General features: G+C 53.5%; 14 protein-coding genes. All 14 read left to right on the top strand.

What is annotated here, in order from left to right:
* Positions 1-257: 257 nt before the first annotated feature.
* The 14 genes from pyrH to dnaE all read left to right on the top strand — a co-directional run bounded on the left by pyrH (position 258) and on the right by dnaE (position 17,258).
* The gene (gene pyrH / locus ACI2J2_RS22140; protein WP_004952223.1) at positions 258-983 is read left to right on the top strand and encodes a UMP kinase; all 726 of its coding nucleotides are present in this window, start codon (positions 258-260) and stop codon (positions 981-983) included.
* 123 nt (positions 984-1,106) lie between these two features.
* Complete coding sequence (frr, locus tag ACI2J2_RS22135; RefSeq protein ID WP_209639865.1) at positions 1,107-1,664, top strand: ribosome recycling factor; 558 nt, start codon at positions 1,107-1,109, stop codon at positions 1,662-1,664.
* 157 nt (positions 1,665-1,821) lie between these two features.
* Positions 1,822-3,018 carry a 1-deoxy-D-xylulose-5-phosphate reductoisomerase gene (gene ispC, locus ACI2J2_RS22130; RefSeq protein WP_265556466.1) on the top strand — a complete coding sequence of 399 codons (1,197 nt, stop codon included), beginning with the start codon at positions 1,822-1,824 and terminating at the stop codon, positions 3,016-3,018.
* Positions 3,019-3,296: 278 nt separating this feature from the next.
* Complete coding sequence (ispU, locus tag ACI2J2_RS22125) at positions 3,297-4,055, top strand: (2E,6E)-farnesyl-diphosphate-specific ditrans,polycis-undecaprenyl-diphosphate synthase (RefSeq protein ID WP_209639871.1); 759 nt, start codon at positions 3,297-3,299, stop codon at positions 4,053-4,055.
* A 9-nt stretch (positions 4,056-4,064) separates the two neighbouring features.
* Complete coding sequence (gene cdsA / locus ACI2J2_RS22120; RefSeq protein ID WP_037418841.1) at positions 4,065-4,913, top strand: phosphatidate cytidylyltransferase; 849 nt, start codon at positions 4,065-4,067, stop codon at positions 4,911-4,913.
* A gap of 28 nt (positions 4,914-4,941) precedes the next feature.
* Positions 4,942-6,297 (top strand): sigma E protease regulator RseP, encoded by a 1,356-nt coding sequence (gene rseP / locus ACI2J2_RS22115; protein ID WP_261442402.1) that lies wholly within the window; start codon positions 4,942-4,944, stop codon positions 6,295-6,297.
* 35 nt (positions 6,298-6,332) lie between these two features.
* Positions 6,333-8,738, top strand: coding sequence for an outer membrane protein assembly factor BamA (bamA, locus tag ACI2J2_RS22110; protein ID WP_404760862.1), 2,406 nt, complete (start codon positions 6,333-6,335; stop codon positions 8,736-8,738).
* A 158-nt stretch (positions 8,739-8,896) separates the two neighbouring features.
* Positions 8,897-9,394 carry a molecular chaperone Skp gene (gene skp / locus ACI2J2_RS22105; RefSeq protein ID WP_037418831.1) on the top strand — a complete coding sequence of 166 codons (498 nt, stop codon included), beginning with the start codon at positions 8,897-8,899 and terminating at the stop codon, positions 9,392-9,394.
* Between the two features lie 3 nt (positions 9,395-9,397).
* Positions 9,398-10,429 carry a UDP-3-O-(3-hydroxymyristoyl)glucosamine N-acyltransferase gene (gene lpxD / locus ACI2J2_RS22100; RefSeq protein WP_404760861.1) on the top strand — a complete coding sequence of 344 codons (1,032 nt, stop codon included), beginning with the start codon at positions 9,398-9,400 and terminating at the stop codon, positions 10,427-10,429.
* Between the two features lie 263 nt (positions 10,430-10,692).
* On the top strand, positions 10,693-11,148 hold the full coding sequence (gene fabZ, locus ACI2J2_RS22095; RefSeq protein WP_017893789.1) for a 3-hydroxyacyl-ACP dehydratase FabZ: 456 nt from the start codon (positions 10,693-10,695) through the stop codon (positions 11,146-11,148).
* A gap of 3 nt (positions 11,149-11,151) precedes the next feature.
* Positions 11,152-11,940 carry an acyl-ACP--UDP-N-acetylglucosamine O-acyltransferase gene (gene lpxA, locus ACI2J2_RS22090; RefSeq protein ID WP_209639883.1) on the top strand — a complete coding sequence of 263 codons (789 nt, stop codon included), beginning with the start codon at positions 11,152-11,154 and terminating at the stop codon, positions 11,938-11,940.
* Between the two features lie 3 nt (positions 11,941-11,943).
* Positions 11,944-13,092, top strand: coding sequence for a lipid-A-disaccharide synthase (gene lpxB / locus ACI2J2_RS22085; RefSeq protein WP_209639886.1), 1,149 nt, complete (start codon positions 11,944-11,946; stop codon positions 13,090-13,092).
* Complete coding sequence (gene rnhB, locus ACI2J2_RS22080; protein WP_209639888.1) at positions 13,089-13,682, top strand: ribonuclease HII; 594 nt, start codon at positions 13,089-13,091, stop codon at positions 13,680-13,682. Before lpxB ends, rnhB begins: the two co-directional genes overlap by 4 nt.
* 87 nt (positions 13,683-13,769) lie before the next feature.
* The gene (dnaE, locus tag ACI2J2_RS22075; RefSeq protein ID WP_209639891.1) at positions 13,770-17,258 is read left to right on the top strand and encodes a DNA polymerase III subunit alpha; all 3,489 of its coding nucleotides are present in this window, start codon (positions 13,770-13,772) and stop codon (positions 17,256-17,258) included.
* Positions 17,259-17,261 lie beyond the last annotated feature (3 nt).

The following is a 17,261-nucleotide window of genomic DNA, read 5'->3' as shown; positions in this document are numbered from 1 at the left end:
TAGATTTCGCGGTGCGGCAAGGCGGCAACTGAGCGAACTCCCAGAAGCCTGGTTTACCAGGTGACTGGGGTAAGTGACGGCAGCCAACGCAGCGGCAACGTGAAAGATGAAGGGTATAATGGAGCCGCCGTCAGGCGGTTCCATTCTATCCAGCCAGAATTACACCGGTGGCAAGCCCTGTGGCATTATACTCAACACAGGCGCGTTTCATCGGCTGAAATCCCCAATACTAATACTGCTTCTTAGGACAGAACTCCATGGCAACCAATGCAAAACCCGTATATCAGCGTATTCTGCTTAAACTGAGTGGCGAAGCCCTGCAAGGCGCAGAAGGTTTTGGTATCGACGCTAGCGTTTTGGATCGCATGGCTCAGGAAGTTAAAGAGCTGGTCGAACTGGGAATTCAGGTCGGTGTAGTTATTGGCGGCGGTAACCTGTTCCGCGGCGCGGGCCTGGCGCAAGCTGGCATGAACCGCGTAGTGGGCGACCACATGGGAATGCTGGCTACCGTGATGAACGGCCTGGCTATGCGTGATGCACTGCACCGTGCCTATGTGAACGCCCGCCTGATGTCGGCAATTCCGTTGAACGGCGTGTGCGATAACTACAGTTGGGCAGAAGCAATCAGCCTGCTGCGTAATAACCGCGTGGTGATCTTCTCCGCCGGTACCGGCAACCCGTTCTTCACCACCGATTCAGCTGCGTGTCTACGCGGGATCGAGATCGAAGCGGATGTGGTATTGAAAGCGACCAAAGTGGATGGTGTATACTCCGCTGACCCGGTTAAAAACCCGGATGCAACACTGTATGAGCATATTACCTATCAAGACGTGTTGGAGCGTGAGCTGAAAGTGATGGATCTGGCGGCATTTACGCTGGCTCGCGATCACGGTTTGCCAATCCGCGTATTTAACATGAACAAACCGGGTGCGCTGCGCCGGGTGGTGATGGGTGAGAACGAAGGTACGCTGATCAGCAAATAAGGCTGTTCTGCCAAATTTAGTGGGAGCGGGTAACGCTATGCGTTGTGCGCTCTCCTTGAGTAAAATTCACGGGCTATACTGTGGTATAGCCTGCCAAGTATCCAGCTTCCAAGGGTTCGCAACGTGATTAATGAAATCAGAAAAGATGCTGATTCACGCATGGAAAAAAGCGTAGAAGCATTCAAAAACCAAATCAATAAAATCCGTACCGGTCGTGCTTCTCCAAGCATCCTGGACGGCATCATGGTGGAATACTATGGTTCCGCTACGCCACTGCGTCAGTTGGCTAACGTGACCGTTGAAGACTCCCGCACCCTGGCAATCAACCTGTTTGATCGCTCTTTGGGTTCTGCGGTAGAAAAAGCCATCATGTCTTCTGACCTGGGTCTGAACCCAAGCTCAGCGGGTAGCGTGATCCGCGTTCCATTGCCTCCTTTGACCGAAGAGCGTCGTAAAGACCTGATCAAAATCGTACGCAATGAAGCAGAGCAGGGCCGTGTGGCTGTACGTAACGTTCGCCGTGACGCCAACGATAAAGTTAAAGCGCTGCTGAAAGACAAAGAAATCAGCGAAGACGAAGATCGTCGCTCACAGGACGATGTTCAGAAACTGACCGATGCGTACATCAAACTTCTGGATGCCGCGCTGGCGGATAAAGAAAAAGAGCTGATGGAATTCTAATCAGCATCGCGCAGAAAAAAAGCGTCGCCTGGGCGGCGCTTTGTTTTTTGTGGCGCAGATCCCGTTTCATCGTACTGATTGATCATGGACAAGTGGTGGCCAAGGTTACACACTGGAGCACCTCCGATCTCATCAGACAGTTATTCAGAGTGAGCTCATGAAGCAACTGACTATTCTTGGCTCTACCGGCTCAGTGGGGACAAGTACCCTGGCCGTGGTTAGGGAAAATCCCGACCGTTTCGCGATTAAAGCGCTGGTTGCCGGCCGCAATGTGGCGGTCATGGCGCAACAGTGCATGGAATTTCGTCCAGCCTATGCAGCGATGGCGGATGAAGGCGCTGCACGTGAGCTGCGCATCCTGCTGGCGGAGAACGGCATTGCCACCGAGGTGATGTCAGGTGAACAGGCTGCCTGTGAATTGGCGGCGCTGGACGATGTCGATCAGGTGACGGCGGCCATTGTTGGCGCTGCCGGGCTGCTGCCGACGTTGGCGGCCATTCGTGCTGGCAAACAGGTACTGTTGGCGAATAAAGAGTCGCTGGTGACCTGCGGACGCCTGTTCATGGATGCGGTTCAAAAGAGCCAGACGCAGTTGTTGCCGTTGGATAGCGAGCATAACGCGATTTTTCAGAGTTTGCCTGAGAGCATTCAGCGTCAGTTGGGATACTCTTCATTAGACAGTCATGGTGTTTCGCGCATCGTGCTTACCGGTTCAGGTGGCCCATTCCGTACTACGCCAATGGAACAGTTCGCCACGATGACGCCGGATCAAGCCTGCGCTCACCCTAATTGGTCGATGGGGCGCAAGATTTCGGTAGATTCCGCCACCATGATGAATAAAGGACTGGAATATATTGAGGCTCGTTGGCTGTTTAATGCCTCGGCCGAACAAATGGAAGTGATTCTGCATCCGCAGTCGGTGATCCACTCAATGGTGCGTTACGCTGATGGCAGCGTGCTGGCTCAGTTGGGTACGCCAGATATGCGTACTCCTATCGCCCATGCGATGGCATATCCGCAGCGTATCAGTTCAGGCGTAGAAGCCCTGGATTTCTGTCGTATTGGCTCACTGACCTTTGCTGAACCTGAGCGAGAGCGCTACCCCTGCCTGTATCTGGCTATTGACGCTTTTGATGCGGGTCAGGCAGCAACAACAGCGCTGAATGCAGCTAACGAAGTGGCTGTGGCGGCTTTCCTGCAGGAGCAGATTCGCTTTACCGATATTGCGGCAGTGAACCAAAAAGTGGTCGAGCGGCTATCCGTGCAGGAACCGACGTGCATTGATGCGGTCTTAGAAATAGATCGTCAGGCACGTGAGGTTGCCGTTGGATACGTTAAATCACTGCGGAACTGATACCGGCAATTATCCTATTTTGTTCGCAAATTACGCGTGCCGCAGTGGGGCCGTTTGTTCAGGCCCGGTTGAGGTGGTATAGTCTGCGCCACCTGTCAGCGGTTATACCGTTGAATTATGGCCTGATTGACATCTCGAATGCCGATGGCGCAGCAGATATTCCCTGCTGTTGCTGGGCAGACTGAAAAGCCGTGTCGGGCACACGGCTTTTTTTGCGCGTAAGGGTCTGATGTTCCGGAAGGGCAGTTGTATTTCTATTGAGGAAATAAGTACGAGTTATGTCGTCCGCAAATCAACAAGAGGCTAATCCGTCCACTCTGGGGCCACGACATGTCGCCATTATTATGGACGGCAACGGACGCTGGGCTAAACGTCAGGGTAAGTTACGTGTCTTCGGTCATAAAGCAGGGGTGAAATCGGTTCGGCGTGCTGTCAGCTTTGCCGCCAATAACCATTTAGATGCGCTCACGCTTTATGCCTTCAGCAGCGAGAACTGGAACCGTCCGGTGCAGGAAGTCTCCGCCCTAATGGAGCTTTTTGTCCGTGCCCTGGATAGCGAAGTGAAAAGCCTGCATAAACATAACGTCAGATTGCGGGTGATCGGCGACATCAGCCGTTTCAGTACGCGTTTGCAAGAGCGGATCCATCGCTCTGAGCAACTGACAGAAAATAACGATGGCCTGACGCTCAACATTGCTGCCAACTATGGCGGTCGTTGGGATATTATTCAGGGAGTAAGGGAACTGGCTGAGCAGGTGAAGGATGGTGTACTGCATCCCGATCAAATTAGCGAAGAGTTACTGGGTGAGCGGGTCTGCATGAATGACCTGTCACCGGTGGATCTGGTGATCCGCACTGGTGGTGAACATCGCATCAGTAACTTTTTGCTGTGGCAAATTGCTTATGCTGAACTTTACTTTACTGATGTACTCTGGCCTGATTTTGATGAACTTGTCTTTGAAGGTGCGCTGAATGCATTTGCACAACGCGAGCGTCGCTTCGGGGGAACAACACCTATCGGCGCCAATGCGTCCTAGGGGGAACTTTTGCTGAAGTATCGCCTCATAACTGCTCTGATTTTAATTCCGATTGTTATCGCAGCGCTGTTTTTGCTGCCGCCGGTGGGCTTTGCCCTGGTAACGCTCGTTGTGTGCATGTTAGCTGCCTGGGAGTGGGGCCAATTGGCCGGTTTTACTTCCCGCTCGCAGCGCATCTGGTTGGCGATATTGTGCGGCTTCCTGCTGGCATTAATGATGCTCAGCATTCCGGCTTATCACCAGTCGGTCCATTTGCCTCAGGTCGGTGGGCCGTTATGGCTGTCACTGGTTTGGTGGCTGGCAGCGCTGTTACTGGTTCTGTTTTATCCCGGTTCAGCAGCACTGTGGCGTAACTCACGCCCGATACGTCTGGTTTTCGGTCTGCTGACCATCGTGCCGTTCTTCTGGGGCATGCTGTCGTTGCGTCAGTTCGGCTATGAACAAAACCACTTCACCGGTGCCTGGTGGCTGCTGTATGTGATGCTGTTGGTGTGGGGCGCGGATTCCGGTGCCTATATGTTCGGCAAGTTGTTTGGCAAGCATAAACTGGCACCGAAAGTTTCCCCGGGGAAAACTTGGGAGGGGCTCATTGGTGGCCTGATCACCTCAGCCCTGATATCCTGGTTGTTTGGCCGTTATGCCCCGCTGAACGTGGTGCCGGCGACCTTACTGATTTGTTCGATAGTGGCTGCGCTGGCTTCTGTGCTGGGTGACCTTACCGAGAGCATGTTCAAACGCGAAGCGGGTATCAAAGACAGTGGTCATTTGATACCGGGTCATGGCGGTATACTGGATCGTATCGATAGCCTGACCGCAGCAGTGCCTGTATTTGCCTGCCTGATGCTGTTAGTGTTTTAATCCGTCAATGACGGGGAGTGAAGGGATTATGGTTAGCGTGCTCTGGAACTTGGTCGCATTTCTGGTTGCGCTCGGTGTGTTAATCACCGTGCACGAGTTCGGGCATTTTTGGGTTGCTCGCCGTTGCGGCGTCCGAGTAGAACGCTTCTCCATTGGTTTTGGCCGTGCTTTGTGGCGTCGTACCGATCGCCAGGGCACGGAGTATGTGATTGCCCTGATCCCGCTGGGCGGTTATGTGAAGATGCTTGATGAGCGCGTTGACTCGGTTGCACCGGAACTTCGCCATCAGGCATTTAACAACAAAACCGTTTGGCAACGTGCCGCCATCGTCAGCGCCGGCCCTATCGCCAATTTCCTGTTCGCTATCCTTGCTTACTGGCTGGTATTCATTATCGGCGTCCCCAGCTTCCGCCCTGTGATCGGTGAAATCTCACCACAATCGATCGCCGCTAACGCTGAAATTTCGCCTGGGATGGAACTTAAGTCTGTAGATGGCATCGAAACGCCTGATTGGGAATCAGTTCGTTTGGCGCTGGTGACAAAGATTGGCGATGCGCAAACGGAAGTTGGCATCGCGCCATTTGGTTCTTCGCGGGTAGTCACTAAAACCCTCGATTTGCGTCAATGGAACTTTGAGCCGGACAAGCAGGATCCCGTCGTTGCTCTGGGTATCATTCCACGCGGCCCGCAGATAGAATCTGTCCTTGCCGAAGTGCAACCGAATTCGGCTGCACAAAAGGCGGGTTTGCAAGCAGGGGACAGGATCGTTAAAGTCGATGGTCAGCTATTGGGTCGTTGGCAAACGTTGGTTAAACGGATCCACAACGGCCCAGGACAACCGCTGGCTTTAGAGATCGAAAGAAACGGCGCCCCCTTGTCTTTGACGCTGATACCGGATACAAAGCCGGTGGGAAAAGACAAAACCGTGGGATTTGCAGGCATCATTCCGAAAGTGTTGCCGCTGCCAGACGAGTATAAAACGATTCGCCAGTATGGACCTTTCCCAGCGCTGTATCAGGCTGGGGACAAGACCTGGCAGCTAATGAGCCTTACGGTCAAAATGCTGGGCAAATTAATAACCGGTGATGTAAAGCTGAACAACCTGAGTGGCCCGATTTCGATTGCACAGGGAGCAGGGGCGTCAGCTGGGGTCGGGTTTGTGTATTATCTGATGTTCCTGGCGTTGATCAGTGTCAACCTGGGTATCATCAACCTGTTCCCATTACCGGTGTTAGATGGTGGGCATCTCCTTTTCCTGGCGATAGAAAAGCTGAAGGGTGGGCCGGTTTCCGAGCGAGTACAGGACTACAGTTACCGCATTGGTTCGATCGTGTTGGTGCTTTTAATGGGTCTTGCACTTTTCAATGATTTTTCTCGTCTTTAGGGGCGAGGATAGGTTAGGAAGAACGCATAACAACGATGGCGATGAAAAAGTTGCTCATAGCGTCGCTGCTGTTTGGCAGCGCCACCGTATACGGTGCAGACGGGTTCGTAGTGAAGGATATTCATTTCGAAGGCCTGCAGCGAGTCGCCGTCGGTGCGGCGTTACTCAACATGCCGGTTCGCGTAGGCGATACCGTCACTGACGATGATATCAGTAATACCATCCGTGCCTTGTTTGCCACTGGCAACTTCGAGGACGTTCGCGTGCTGCGCGATGGTAATACGCTGATTGTTCAGGTTAAGGAACGTCCTACCATTGCCAGCATCACCTTCTCCGGCAACAAGTCGGTGAAAGATGACATGCTCAAGCAAAACCTGGAGGCCTCTGGCGTTCGGGTTGGCGAAGCGCTTGACCGCACCACGATTTCCAGCATTGAAAAAGGGTTGGAAGACTTCTACTACAGCGTCGGTAAATACAGCGCCTCGGTGAAAGCCGTTGTCACGCCGTTGCCGCGTAACCGTGTCGACCTGAAACTGGTGTTCACGGAAGGGGTTTCTGCCAAGATTCAACAAATCAACATTGTCGGCAATCATGCCTTCACCAACGACGAACTGATTTCACGCTTTCAACTGCGTGATGAGGTACCTTGGTGGAACGTGGTCGGCGATCGTAAATACCAGAAACAAAAACTGGCGGGTGACCTTGAAACCCTGCGCAGTTTCTATCTGGATCGCGGCTACGCACGCTTTAATATTGATTCGACTCAGGTCAGCCTGACGCCGGACAAAAAAGGCATTTACATCACCATCAATATCACTGAAGGCGAGCAGTACAAGCTTACCGGTGTGGTAGTGAATGGCAACTTGGCTGGCCACTCGGCAGAAGTTGCCCAGTTGACCAAAATCGAGCCAGGCGAGCTGTACAACGGCAGCAAAGTGACCAAAATGGAAGACAACGTCAAAACGATGTTGGGCCGTTATGGTTATGCCTATCCGCGTGTTTCCACTCAGCCTGAAATCAACGACGCGGATAAAACCGTGAAGCTGCACCTGAATATTGATGCAGGCAACCGCTTCTACGTACGCCGTATCAAGTTCGAAGGTAACGACACCAGTAAAGACGCCGTATTGCGCCGTGAAATGCGCCAGATGGAAGGCGCATGGCTGGGTAATGCTCAAGTTGAACAGGGTAAAGAGCGTCTGAACCGTTTGGGTTACTTTGAAACGGTCGATGTCGAAACCCAGCGCGTTCCAGGTACTGCGGACCAGGTCGACGTCACCTACAAGGTCAAAGAGCGTAACACCGGTACCTTTAACTTCGGCGTCGGTTACGGCACCGAGAGCGGTGTTAGCTTCCAGGCGGGTGTTCAGCAGGACAACTGGCTGGGTACGGGCTATTCCGTCGGTATCAGCGGTACCAAGAACGACTACCAGACCTACACAGAGCTGTCGGTCACCAACCCGTACTTCACCGTTGACGGTGTGAGTTTGGGTGGTCGTATCTTCTACAACGACTTTAAAGCGGATGATGCGGACCTGTCCGACTATACCAACAAGAGTTACGGTATAGACGGTACCCTGGGCTTCCCGATCAACGAAAACAACTCGTTGCGTACCGGCTTGGGTTATGTGCATAACGGTCTGTCGAACATGCAGCCGCAGATTGCCATGTGGCGTTATCTGGACTCAGTGGGCCTGAACCCTAACACCACTGACCGCGCCAGCTATTCTGCCGACGACTTCACGTTGAACCTGGGTTGGACCTACAACAACCTTGACCGTGGCTATTTCCCAACCTCGGGTAACCGCACGACGCTGAATGGTAAAGTCACCATTCCAGGCTCAGATAACGAATACTACAAGTTGACGTTAGACAGCGTGCAGTACGTTCCGATCAATGACGATCGTACCTGGGTGCTGTTGGGTCGTGGCCGTCTGGGGTATGCCGACGGTATTGGCAGCAAAGAAATGCCGTTCTACGAGAACTTCTACGCCGGTGGTTCAAGCACCGTGCGTGGTTTCGGTTCCAACACCATTGGTCCAAAAGCGGCATACTACAACTCCAGCTCGTATAGCTGCAGTAACGGTACCCCGATTTGTAACTCGGACGACGCAGTGGGCGGTAACGCCATGGCGGTCGCCAGTATGGAGCTGATCACGCCAACGCCATTCATCAGTGAGAAATATGCTAACTCTGTGCGTACTTCACTGTTTATGGATGCGGGCACCGTGTGGGATACCAACTGGCAGAATACGGCTCAAACTAGCATGTATGATATTCCGGACTACAGTAAAGCGAGCAATATCCGCGTTTCTGCCGGTATCGCTTTGCAGTGGATGTCACCTTTGGGTCCGTTGGTGTTCTCTTATGCCAACCCGCTCAAGAAATACGAAGGCGACAAGTCCGAACAGTTCCAATTTAACATTGGCAAGACCTGGTAACAGGTCCCGCTTCTGGGCATAGCAGTTATTAAGAATCGCAAATGCCAGGCGCCCGTCAGAGCACAGAGAGATGATTCTCATTGTTTTGCGGGATAAGTCTGGCAGATTGTGTACTTCAGTGTCATATGACACAAATGGGTGATGGTAAGGAGTTTATAGTGAAAAAGTGGTTGTGTGCCGCAGGCCTCGGTTTAGCAATGGCTGCTTCAGCTGGCGTTCAGGCAGCAGATAAGATCGCTGTAGTTAACGTCTCCAGCATTTTCCAACAGTTGCCGGCTCGTGAAGCCGTTGCCAAACAGCTGGAAAACGAGTTCAAAGGCCGTGCGGGTGAGCTTCAGAACATGGAGCGTAGCCTTCAGACCAAAATGCAACGTTTGCAGCGTGATGGCGCGACCATGAAAGCCAGCGATCGTAGCAAGATGGAAAAGGACGTGATGGCACAGCGCGAGCAGTTCTCTCAGAAAGCACAGGCTTTTGAGCAGGACAACCGTCGCCGTCAGATGGAAGAGCGTAACAAAATCCTGAGCCGTATTCAGGACGCTGTGAAATCTGTTGCCAGCAAAGAAGGCTACGACGTAGTCATCGATGCTAACGCTGTTGCCTACGCAGGTTCTTCTAAAGACATCACTGCCGACGTGCTGAAACAGGTTAAATAACACATGCCTTCAATTCGACTGGCTGATTTAGCGCAGCAGTTGGATGCACAATTGCACGGTGATGGCGATCTCGTCATCACCGGCATTGCTTCTATGCATTCGGCACAGGCTGGCCAAATCACGTTTTTGTCAAACAGCCGCTATCAAGAGCAGCTGTCTTCCTGCCAGGCAAGCGCAGTAGTGCTTACCGAAGCGGACTTACCACACTGCCGTTCTGCGGCGCTGGTGGTTAAAAACCCTTATCTGACTTACGCGCGTATGGCGCAGCTGATGGATACGACGCCATCCCCGGCTCAGGATATCGCGCCAAGTGCGGTTATCTCCCCTGACGCCACGCTGGGACAGCATGTTGCCATAGGGGCAAATGCGGTGATCGAGTCTGGTGCAGTACTGGGTGATAACGTGGTTATCGGCCCTGGCTGTTTTATCGGCAAAAGTGCACGCATTGGCGCGGGTACGCGTCTGTGGGCGAACGTTACGATTTATCATGAGGTCGAGATCGGCCAGCGCTGCTTGATCCAGTCCGGTACTGTGATTGGCGCTGACGGTTTTGGCTATGCCAACGAACGCGGCGAGTGGATCAAGATCCCTCAACTGGGCACGGTGATTATTGGCGATCGCGTCGAAATTGGCGCTTGCACCACGATTGACCGCGGCGCGTTGGATAACACCCAGATTGGGAATGGTGTTATCATCGACAACCAATGTCAGATTGCACATAACGTTGTGATTGGCGAGAATACCGCCGTCGCCGGTGGTGTGATTATGGCAGGCAGCCTGAAAATCGGGCGCTATTGCCAGATCGGGGGAGCCAGCGTGATCAACGGTCACATGGAGATCGCCGACAAAGTTGTTGTCACCGGAATGGGAATGGTTATGCGACCAATCACCGAACCTGGGGTATACTCTTCGGGCATTCCGTTACAACCCAACAAAGTGTGGCGTAAAACCGCTGCGTTGGTGATGAATATCGATGAGATTAGCAAGCGCTTAAAAGCTGTCGAACGAAAAGTCGGAAAAGACGATACCCGATAAATTGTACGCTGCATTGCGGCGGCAACTGAGCGAACCCCGGCACATAGCCAATGGGTAAGTGAAGGCAGCTAACAAAATGCAGTTTGCACGATGTAGGGTATAATCACTGCCGCCCGCCACACTGGGTACAAAACGAAACGCGTTGGTCATGAGACCAAAAGCGCAAAGAGTTGTTAATTTGCGGCCTGCATGATGATCTCCTTTTGGGGTCAGCGCAGGCCGTGTTGTTGATGCCATCAGTTTTTAGAGACAGGAAGAGTATTTTGACTACTGACACTCATACTCTGGATATTGCAGAAATTTTAGAGCTGCTTCCTCACCGTTACCCGTTCTTGCTGGTCGATCGCGTCCTCGAGTTTGAGGAGCACAAATTCCTGCGTGCGGTGAAGAACGTATCTGTAAATGAGCCGTTTTTCCAGGGACACTTCCCTGGTAAACCGATTTTTCCAGGCGTATTGATTCTGGAAGCCATGGCGCAAGCCACCGGTATCTTGGCGTTTAAAAGCGTCGGCAAACTGGAACCGGGCGAATTGTATTACTTTGCCGGTATTGACGAAGCCCGCTTCAAACGTCCGGTAGTGCCAGGCGATCAGATGATCATGGAAGTCACCTTTGAGAAAACCCGCCGTGGCTTGACGCGTTTCAAAGGCGTGGCGACGGTAGACGGCAAAATTGTCTGCGAAGCAACCATGATGTGTGCCCGCAGCCGGGAGGCATAATCCGTGATTGACGAAACCGCCTTTATCCACCCTAGCGCAATAGTTGAAGACGGCGCCATTATTGGCGCTGGCGCGCATATCGGTCCCTTCTGCTACGTCGGCTCCCAGGTGGAAATCGGCGCTGGCACGGTACTGAAGTCCCACGTTGTGGTGAACGGCATTACCAAGATTGGCCGTGATAATCAGATCTATCAGTTCGCCTCCATCGGTGAAGTGAATCAGGATCTGAAGTATGCGGGTGAACCAACACGCGTTGAAGTTGGCGACCGTAATCGCATCCGCGAAAGCGTCACCATCCATCGCGGCACTGCGCAGGGCTCAGGCCTGACCAAAGTGGGCAGCGACAACCTGTTGATGGTTAACGTGCACGTTGCGCACGACTGCGTAGTCGGCAATTCTTGCGTGCTGGCCAACAACGCCACGCTTGCGGGCCATGTTGAAGTTGACGACCATGCCATTATCGGTGGCATGACGGCGATTCATCAGTTCTGCATTATTGGCGCACACGTGATGGTTGGCGGCTGCTCCGGGGTTGCTCAGGACGTGCCTCCTTTCGTCATCGCACAAGGTAACCACGCGACACCATTCGGTGTTAACGCCGTTGGCCTGAAGCGTCGTGGTTTTGATAAGGATGAAATGCAGGCGATCCGTAATGCCTACAAGATCCTTTATCGCAGTGAAAAAACGCTGGATGAGGCGAAGACAGAAATCGAAGCCCTGGCTAAAGAACAGCCAGTGGTGCAGCAATACCTCGATTTCTTTACCCGTTCAACCCGCGGTATCATTCGCTGACCTATGCTAAATCGCCCATTGACTATCGGATTGGTCGCCGGAGAAACTTCCGGTGATATTCTTGGCGCCGGTTTGATCCGTGCGCTCAAGGCGCAGATTCCTGACGCGCGTTTTGTTGGCGTCGCGGGCCCGCTGATGCAGGCGGAAGGCTGCGAAACCTGGTACGAAATGGAAGAGCTGGCGGTAATGGGCGTGGTGGAAGTGCTCGAGCGCTTGCCACGCCTGTTAAAGATCCGCAAGGATCTTACCCGCCGGTTCAGCGACCTGAAGCCAGACGTGTTTGTCGGCATTGATGCGCCGGACTTCAATATCACGTTGGAAGGCCGCCTGAAACAGCGGGGCATCCGCACCATTCACTATGTCAGCCCGTCCGTTTGGGCCTGGCGTCAGAAGCGCGTTTTCAAAATTGGCAAAGCCACCGATCTGGTGCTGGCGTTTCTCCCTTTCGAAAAAGCGTTTTACGATCGTTTTAACGTTCCTTGCCGTTTTATTGGCCACACGATGGCCGACGCCATGCCTCTTCAACCGGACAAACTGACTGCGCGTGCAGCTTTGGGTATCGCACCTGATGCACGTTGCCTTGCTTTGCTTCCGGGGAGCCGCGGCGCAGAAGTCGAGATGCTGAGTGCCGATTTCCTCAAAACGGCGCAGTTACTGCGTACGCGTTATCCCGATCTGGAATTGGTCGTGCCCTTGGTGAATGCCAAGCGGCGTGAGCAGTTCGAGCGTATCAAGGCTGAAGTGGCACCAGAGCTGAGGGTTCATCTGCTGAATGGTCAGGGTCGTGAGGCGATGATCGCCAGCGATGCTGCATTACTGGCCTCGGGTACTGCGGCGCTGGAATGCATGTTGGCCAAATGTCCGATGGTAGTGGGCTACCGTATGAAGCCATTTACCTTCTGGTTGGCGCAGCGGTTGGTGAAAACCCCCTATGTTTCACTGCCTAATTTATTAGCGGGCCGTGAGATCGTCACTGAACTGTTACAGCATGATTGCGTGCCGGAAAAACTGGCAGCGGCGGTGATGCCTCTGTTGGAAGACAGCCCGCAAACCGATGAACTGAAACAGACGTTCCTTACTTTGCACCACAGCATCCGTTGCGGTGCTGACGAACAGGCCGCTCAGGCTGTGTTGGAGCTGGCAAAAGCATGATTGAACCTTTCATTTATCCTGCCGCGACATTGATTGCCGGTGTGGATGAGGTCGGCCGAGGCCCCTTGGTCGGGGCGGTTGTAACTGCCGCAGTGATTCTCGATCCTACCCGACCGATCCTGGGTTTGGCGGACTCGAAAAAACTCAGTGAAAAGCGCCGATTGGCGTTATATGACGAGATTATTGAGAAGGCACTGTCCTGGAGTCTGGGACGCGCCGAGCCGGATGAGATTGACGAACTTAACATTCTGCATGCCACGATGTTGGCGATGCAGCGTGCTGTTGCCGGATTGCATATCGTGCCGGACATGGTATTGATTGACGGTAACCGTTGTCCGTCATTGCCGATGCGTTCGCAGGCGGTAGTGAAGGGCGATAGCCGTGTCGCGGAAATCAGCGCGGCATCCATTCTGGCGAAAGTAACGCGTGACCACGAAATGACCGAACTGGATCGGGTATTCCCGGACTACGGTTTTGCGCAGCATAAAGGTTATCCGACCGCCTTCCATCTGGAGCGGCTGGCCGCGCTGGGTGCGACCGAGCATCATCGCCGCAGCTTTGCCCCGGTAAGAAGGGCGCTGGAGCTGTAATCTGCAGGCTCGGTAATTCGGGCCAGGCACGCGATAGAGTTAACCCGGGTATCAGTTCACTGAGCCCATAGATTCAGGTATCTGGATATGGCCGAACCTCGTTTTATTCACCTGCGCGTTCATAGTGACTATTCCATGATTGATGGATTAGCCAAGATTGGGCCGTTGGTGAAAAGAGCCGCCGCGTTAGCCATGCCTGCTTTGGCAATTACTGACTTTACTAACCTGTGTGGCCTGGTGAAGTTTTATGGCAGTGCGCACGGTGCCGGGATCAAACCGATCATCGGCGCAGATTTTCACGTGCAAAGCGACGTGCTGGGCGATGAACTTGCGCAGCTCACGGTGCTGGCTGCCAATAATGACGGTTACCAAAACCTGACGCTGTTGATCTCCCGTGCTTATCAGCGCGGTTACGGTGCTGCTGGCCCGATTATTGATCGTGACTGGCTGATTGAGCACCGTGAAGGGCTTATTCTGCTCTCTGGCGCGCGTCAGGGCGACGTCGGTAAGTTTTTACTGCGTGGTAACCAGCCGCAGGTAGAGCAATGCCTGGAGTTCTACCAGCAGTACTTCCCTGACAGCTATTATCTCGAGTTGATCCGCACCGGACGGCCAGACGAAGAAAACTATTTGCATGCCGCGGTGGCGCTGGCTACCGAGCGTGGGCTACCGGTGGTGGCCACTAACGACGTGCGTTTTCTGGTTGCGGATGACTTTGATGCCCACGAAATCCGCGTTGCCATCCATGACGGCTTTACTTTAGACGATCCCAAACGCCCACGTAACTATACGCCGCAGCAATACATGCGGAGCGAAGACGAGATGTGTGAGCTGTTTGCCGACATCCCGGAAGCGTTGCTCAATAGCGTCGAAATTGCCAAACGCTGCAATGTGACCATTCGTCTTGGTGAATACTTCCTGCCGCAGTTCCCGACTGGTGAAATGACCACCGAAGATTTCCTGATCCTTAAGTCGAAGGAAGGCTTGGAAGACCGTTTGGAGTTCCTGTTTCCCGATCCGGAAGTGCGTGCTCAACGCCGCCCTGAATATGACGAACGTCTGGATGTTGAGCTGAAAGTGATCAACCAGATGGGCTTCCCAGGTTACTTCCTGATCGTCATGGAGTTCATTCAGTGGTCGAAAGACAATAATGTGCCGGTTGGCCCGGGCCGTGGCTCTGGTGCCGGCTCGTTAGTGGCCTATGCGCTGAAAATCACCGATCTCGACCCGTTAGAGTTTGATCTGCTATTTGAACGTTTCCTTAACCCGGAACGTGTTTCGATGCCCGACTTCGACGTCGACTTTTGCATGGAAAAACGCGATCTGGTGATTGATCACGTGGCAGAAATGTACGGCCGTGAAGCGGTATCACAGATCATTACCTTCGGTACCATGGCGGCGAAAGCCGTTATTCGCGACGTGGGACGCGTGTTAGGCCACCCTTATGGCTTCGTCGACCGCATCTCCAAGCTGGTGCCACCCGATCCGGGAATGACGCTGGAAAAGGCCTTTGCTGCCGAGCCGCAGTTGCCGGAAATCTACGAGGCAGATGAAGAAGTCAAAGCGCTGATCGATATGGCGCGTAAGTTGGAAGGGGTGACACGTAACGCCGGTAAACACGCCGGGGGGGTGGTCATCGCGCCGACGAAAATCACTGACTTTGCCCCGCTGTATTGCGATGCCGAAGGTCAGCACCCGGTAACCCAGTTTGACAAGAACGACGTGGAATACGCCGGTCTGGTGAAGTTCGACTTCCTCGGCTTGCGTACTCTGACGATCATCGACTGGGCGCTGGCGATGATCAACGCTCGCCGAGCCAAAACCGGGTTGGAGCCGATCGATATCGCCGCCATTCCGTTAGAGGACAAGAAAAGCTTCGACATGCTGCAGCGTTCGGAGACCACCGCGGTCTTCCAGCTTGAATCTCGCGGCATGAAAGATCTGATCAAACGCCTGAAGCCCGACTGCTTCGAAGATATGATCGCACTGGTGGCGCTGTTCCGCCCAGGGCCGCTGCAATCAGGCATGGTTGATAACTTTATCGACCGTAAACACGGCCGTGAAGAAATATCCTACCCGGATATCCAGTGGCAACATGAGTCGCTTAAGCCTGTGTTGGAGCCGACGTACGGCATCATCCTGTATCAAGAACAGGTTATGCAGATTGCCCAGGTGCTGGCCGGTTATTCGCTGGGCGGCGCGGACATGTTGCGCCGTGCGATGGGTAAAAAGAACCCGGTAGAAATGGCCAAGCAGCGCGGCGGTTTCGAGGATGGAGCAAAATCGCGCGGTATCGACGGTGAGCTGTCGGTAAAAATCTTTGACCTGGTGGAAAAATTTGCCGGTTACGGTTTCAACAAATCACACTCCGCCGCCTATGCTTTGGTGTCATACCAAACGTTGTGGCTGAAGGCGCACTACCCAGCTGAGTTTATGGCGGCGGTAATGACTGCCGATATGGACAACACCGATAAAGTGGTGGGATTGGTGGATGAGTGCTGGCGCATGGGTCTGAAAATCCTGCCGCCGGATATCAACAGCGGGCAGTACCATTTCCACGTAAACGATGAGGGTGAGATCGTTTACGGCATCGGCGCCATCAAAGGTGTGGGTGAAGGGCCGATTGAAGCTATTCTTGAAGCACGTAACAGCGGCGAACAAGGCTACTTTAAAGACCTCTTCGATTTATGTGCACGCTCAGACATCAAAAAACTGAACCGTCGCATTCTTGAAAAGCTGATCATGTCCGGGGCATTCGACCGCCTTGGACCGCACCGTGCCGCGCTGATGAATTCATTGGGCGATGCGTTGAAAGCGGCCGATCAGCATGCCAAAGCCGAAGCTATCGGTCAGGTGGACATGTTTGGCGTATTGGCGGAAGCGCCAGAGCAAGTGGAGCAATCCTACGCTAACGTGCCCCGCTGGCAGGAGCAGGTGGTGCTGGACGGTGAACGGGAAACGTTGGGTTTGTACCTCACGGGTCACCCCATCACCCAGTACCTGAAGGAAATCGAACGCTACGCCGGTGGCCAGCGTTTGAAAGATATGCACCCGACGGATCGGGGCAAAATGACGACCGCTGTTGGGCTGGTGATTGCCTCGCGGGTTATGGTCACCAAGCGCGGTAATCGCATCGGAATTTGTACCCTGGATGACCGTTCTGGCCGTCTGGAAGTCATGTTATTCACCGATGCGTTAGAAAAATACCAGCATTTATTGGAAAAAGACCGTATCCTGATCGCCAGTGGACAGGTCAGCTTTGATGACTTTAGCGGTGGGCTTAAAATGACCGCCCGTGAGCTAATGGACATCAGTGAAGCCCGTGAAAAATACGCTCGCGGGCTTGCTATCTCGCTGACGGACAGGCAAATTGATGACCAGCTTTTGAACCGTCTCCGTCAGTCTTTGGAACCCCATCGCTCGGGGACGATTCCAGTGCATCTTTACTATCAACGGGAAGATGCGCGGGCCAAGCTGCGTTTTGGCGCAACCTGGCGCGTGACGCCAACCGACCGCTTATTGATTGATTTGCGGACTTTGGTAGGTAATGAGCAGGTGGAACTGGAATTTGACTAAAAT

Origin of the sequence: Serratia sp. NPDC087055 (genome assembly GCF_044900985.1) — a bacterium.
Taxonomy (GTDB): Bacteria; Pseudomonadota; Gammaproteobacteria; order Enterobacterales; family Enterobacteriaceae; genus Serratia.
Note: the sequence above shows the minus strand (reverse complement) of the source record. Positions and strands in the feature narration are given on the sequence as shown.

Coding starts and splice junctions, on each gene's coding strand:
- ispC (WP_265556466.1), top strand. CDS start 1,822: ATGAAGCAACTGACTATTCTTGGCTCTACCGGCTCAGTGGGGACAAGT.
- rseP (WP_261442402.1), top strand. CDS start 4,942: ATGGTTAGCGTGCTCTGGAACTTGGTCGCATTTCTGGTTGCGCTCGGT.
- lpxB (WP_209639886.1), top strand. CDS start 11,944: ATGCTAAATCGCCCATTGACTATCGGATTGGTCGCCGGAGAAACTTCC.
- rnhB (WP_209639888.1), top strand. CDS start 13,089: ATGATTGAACCTTTCATTTATCCTGCCGCGACATTGATTGCCGGTGTG.
- bamA (WP_404760862.1), top strand. CDS start 6,333: ATGGCGATGAAAAAGTTGCTCATAGCGTCGCTGCTGTTTGGCAGCGCC.
- pyrH (WP_004952223.1), top strand. CDS start 258: ATGGCAACCAATGCAAAACCCGTATATCAGCGTATTCTGCTTAAACTG.
- ispU (WP_209639871.1), top strand. CDS start 3,297: ATGTCGTCCGCAAATCAACAAGAGGCTAATCCGTCCACTCTGGGGCCA.
- dnaE (WP_209639891.1), top strand. CDS start 13,770: ATGGCCGAACCTCGTTTTATTCACCTGCGCGTTCATAGTGACTATTCC.
- lpxD (WP_404760861.1), top strand. CDS start 9,398: ATGCCTTCAATTCGACTGGCTGATTTAGCGCAGCAGTTGGATGCACAA.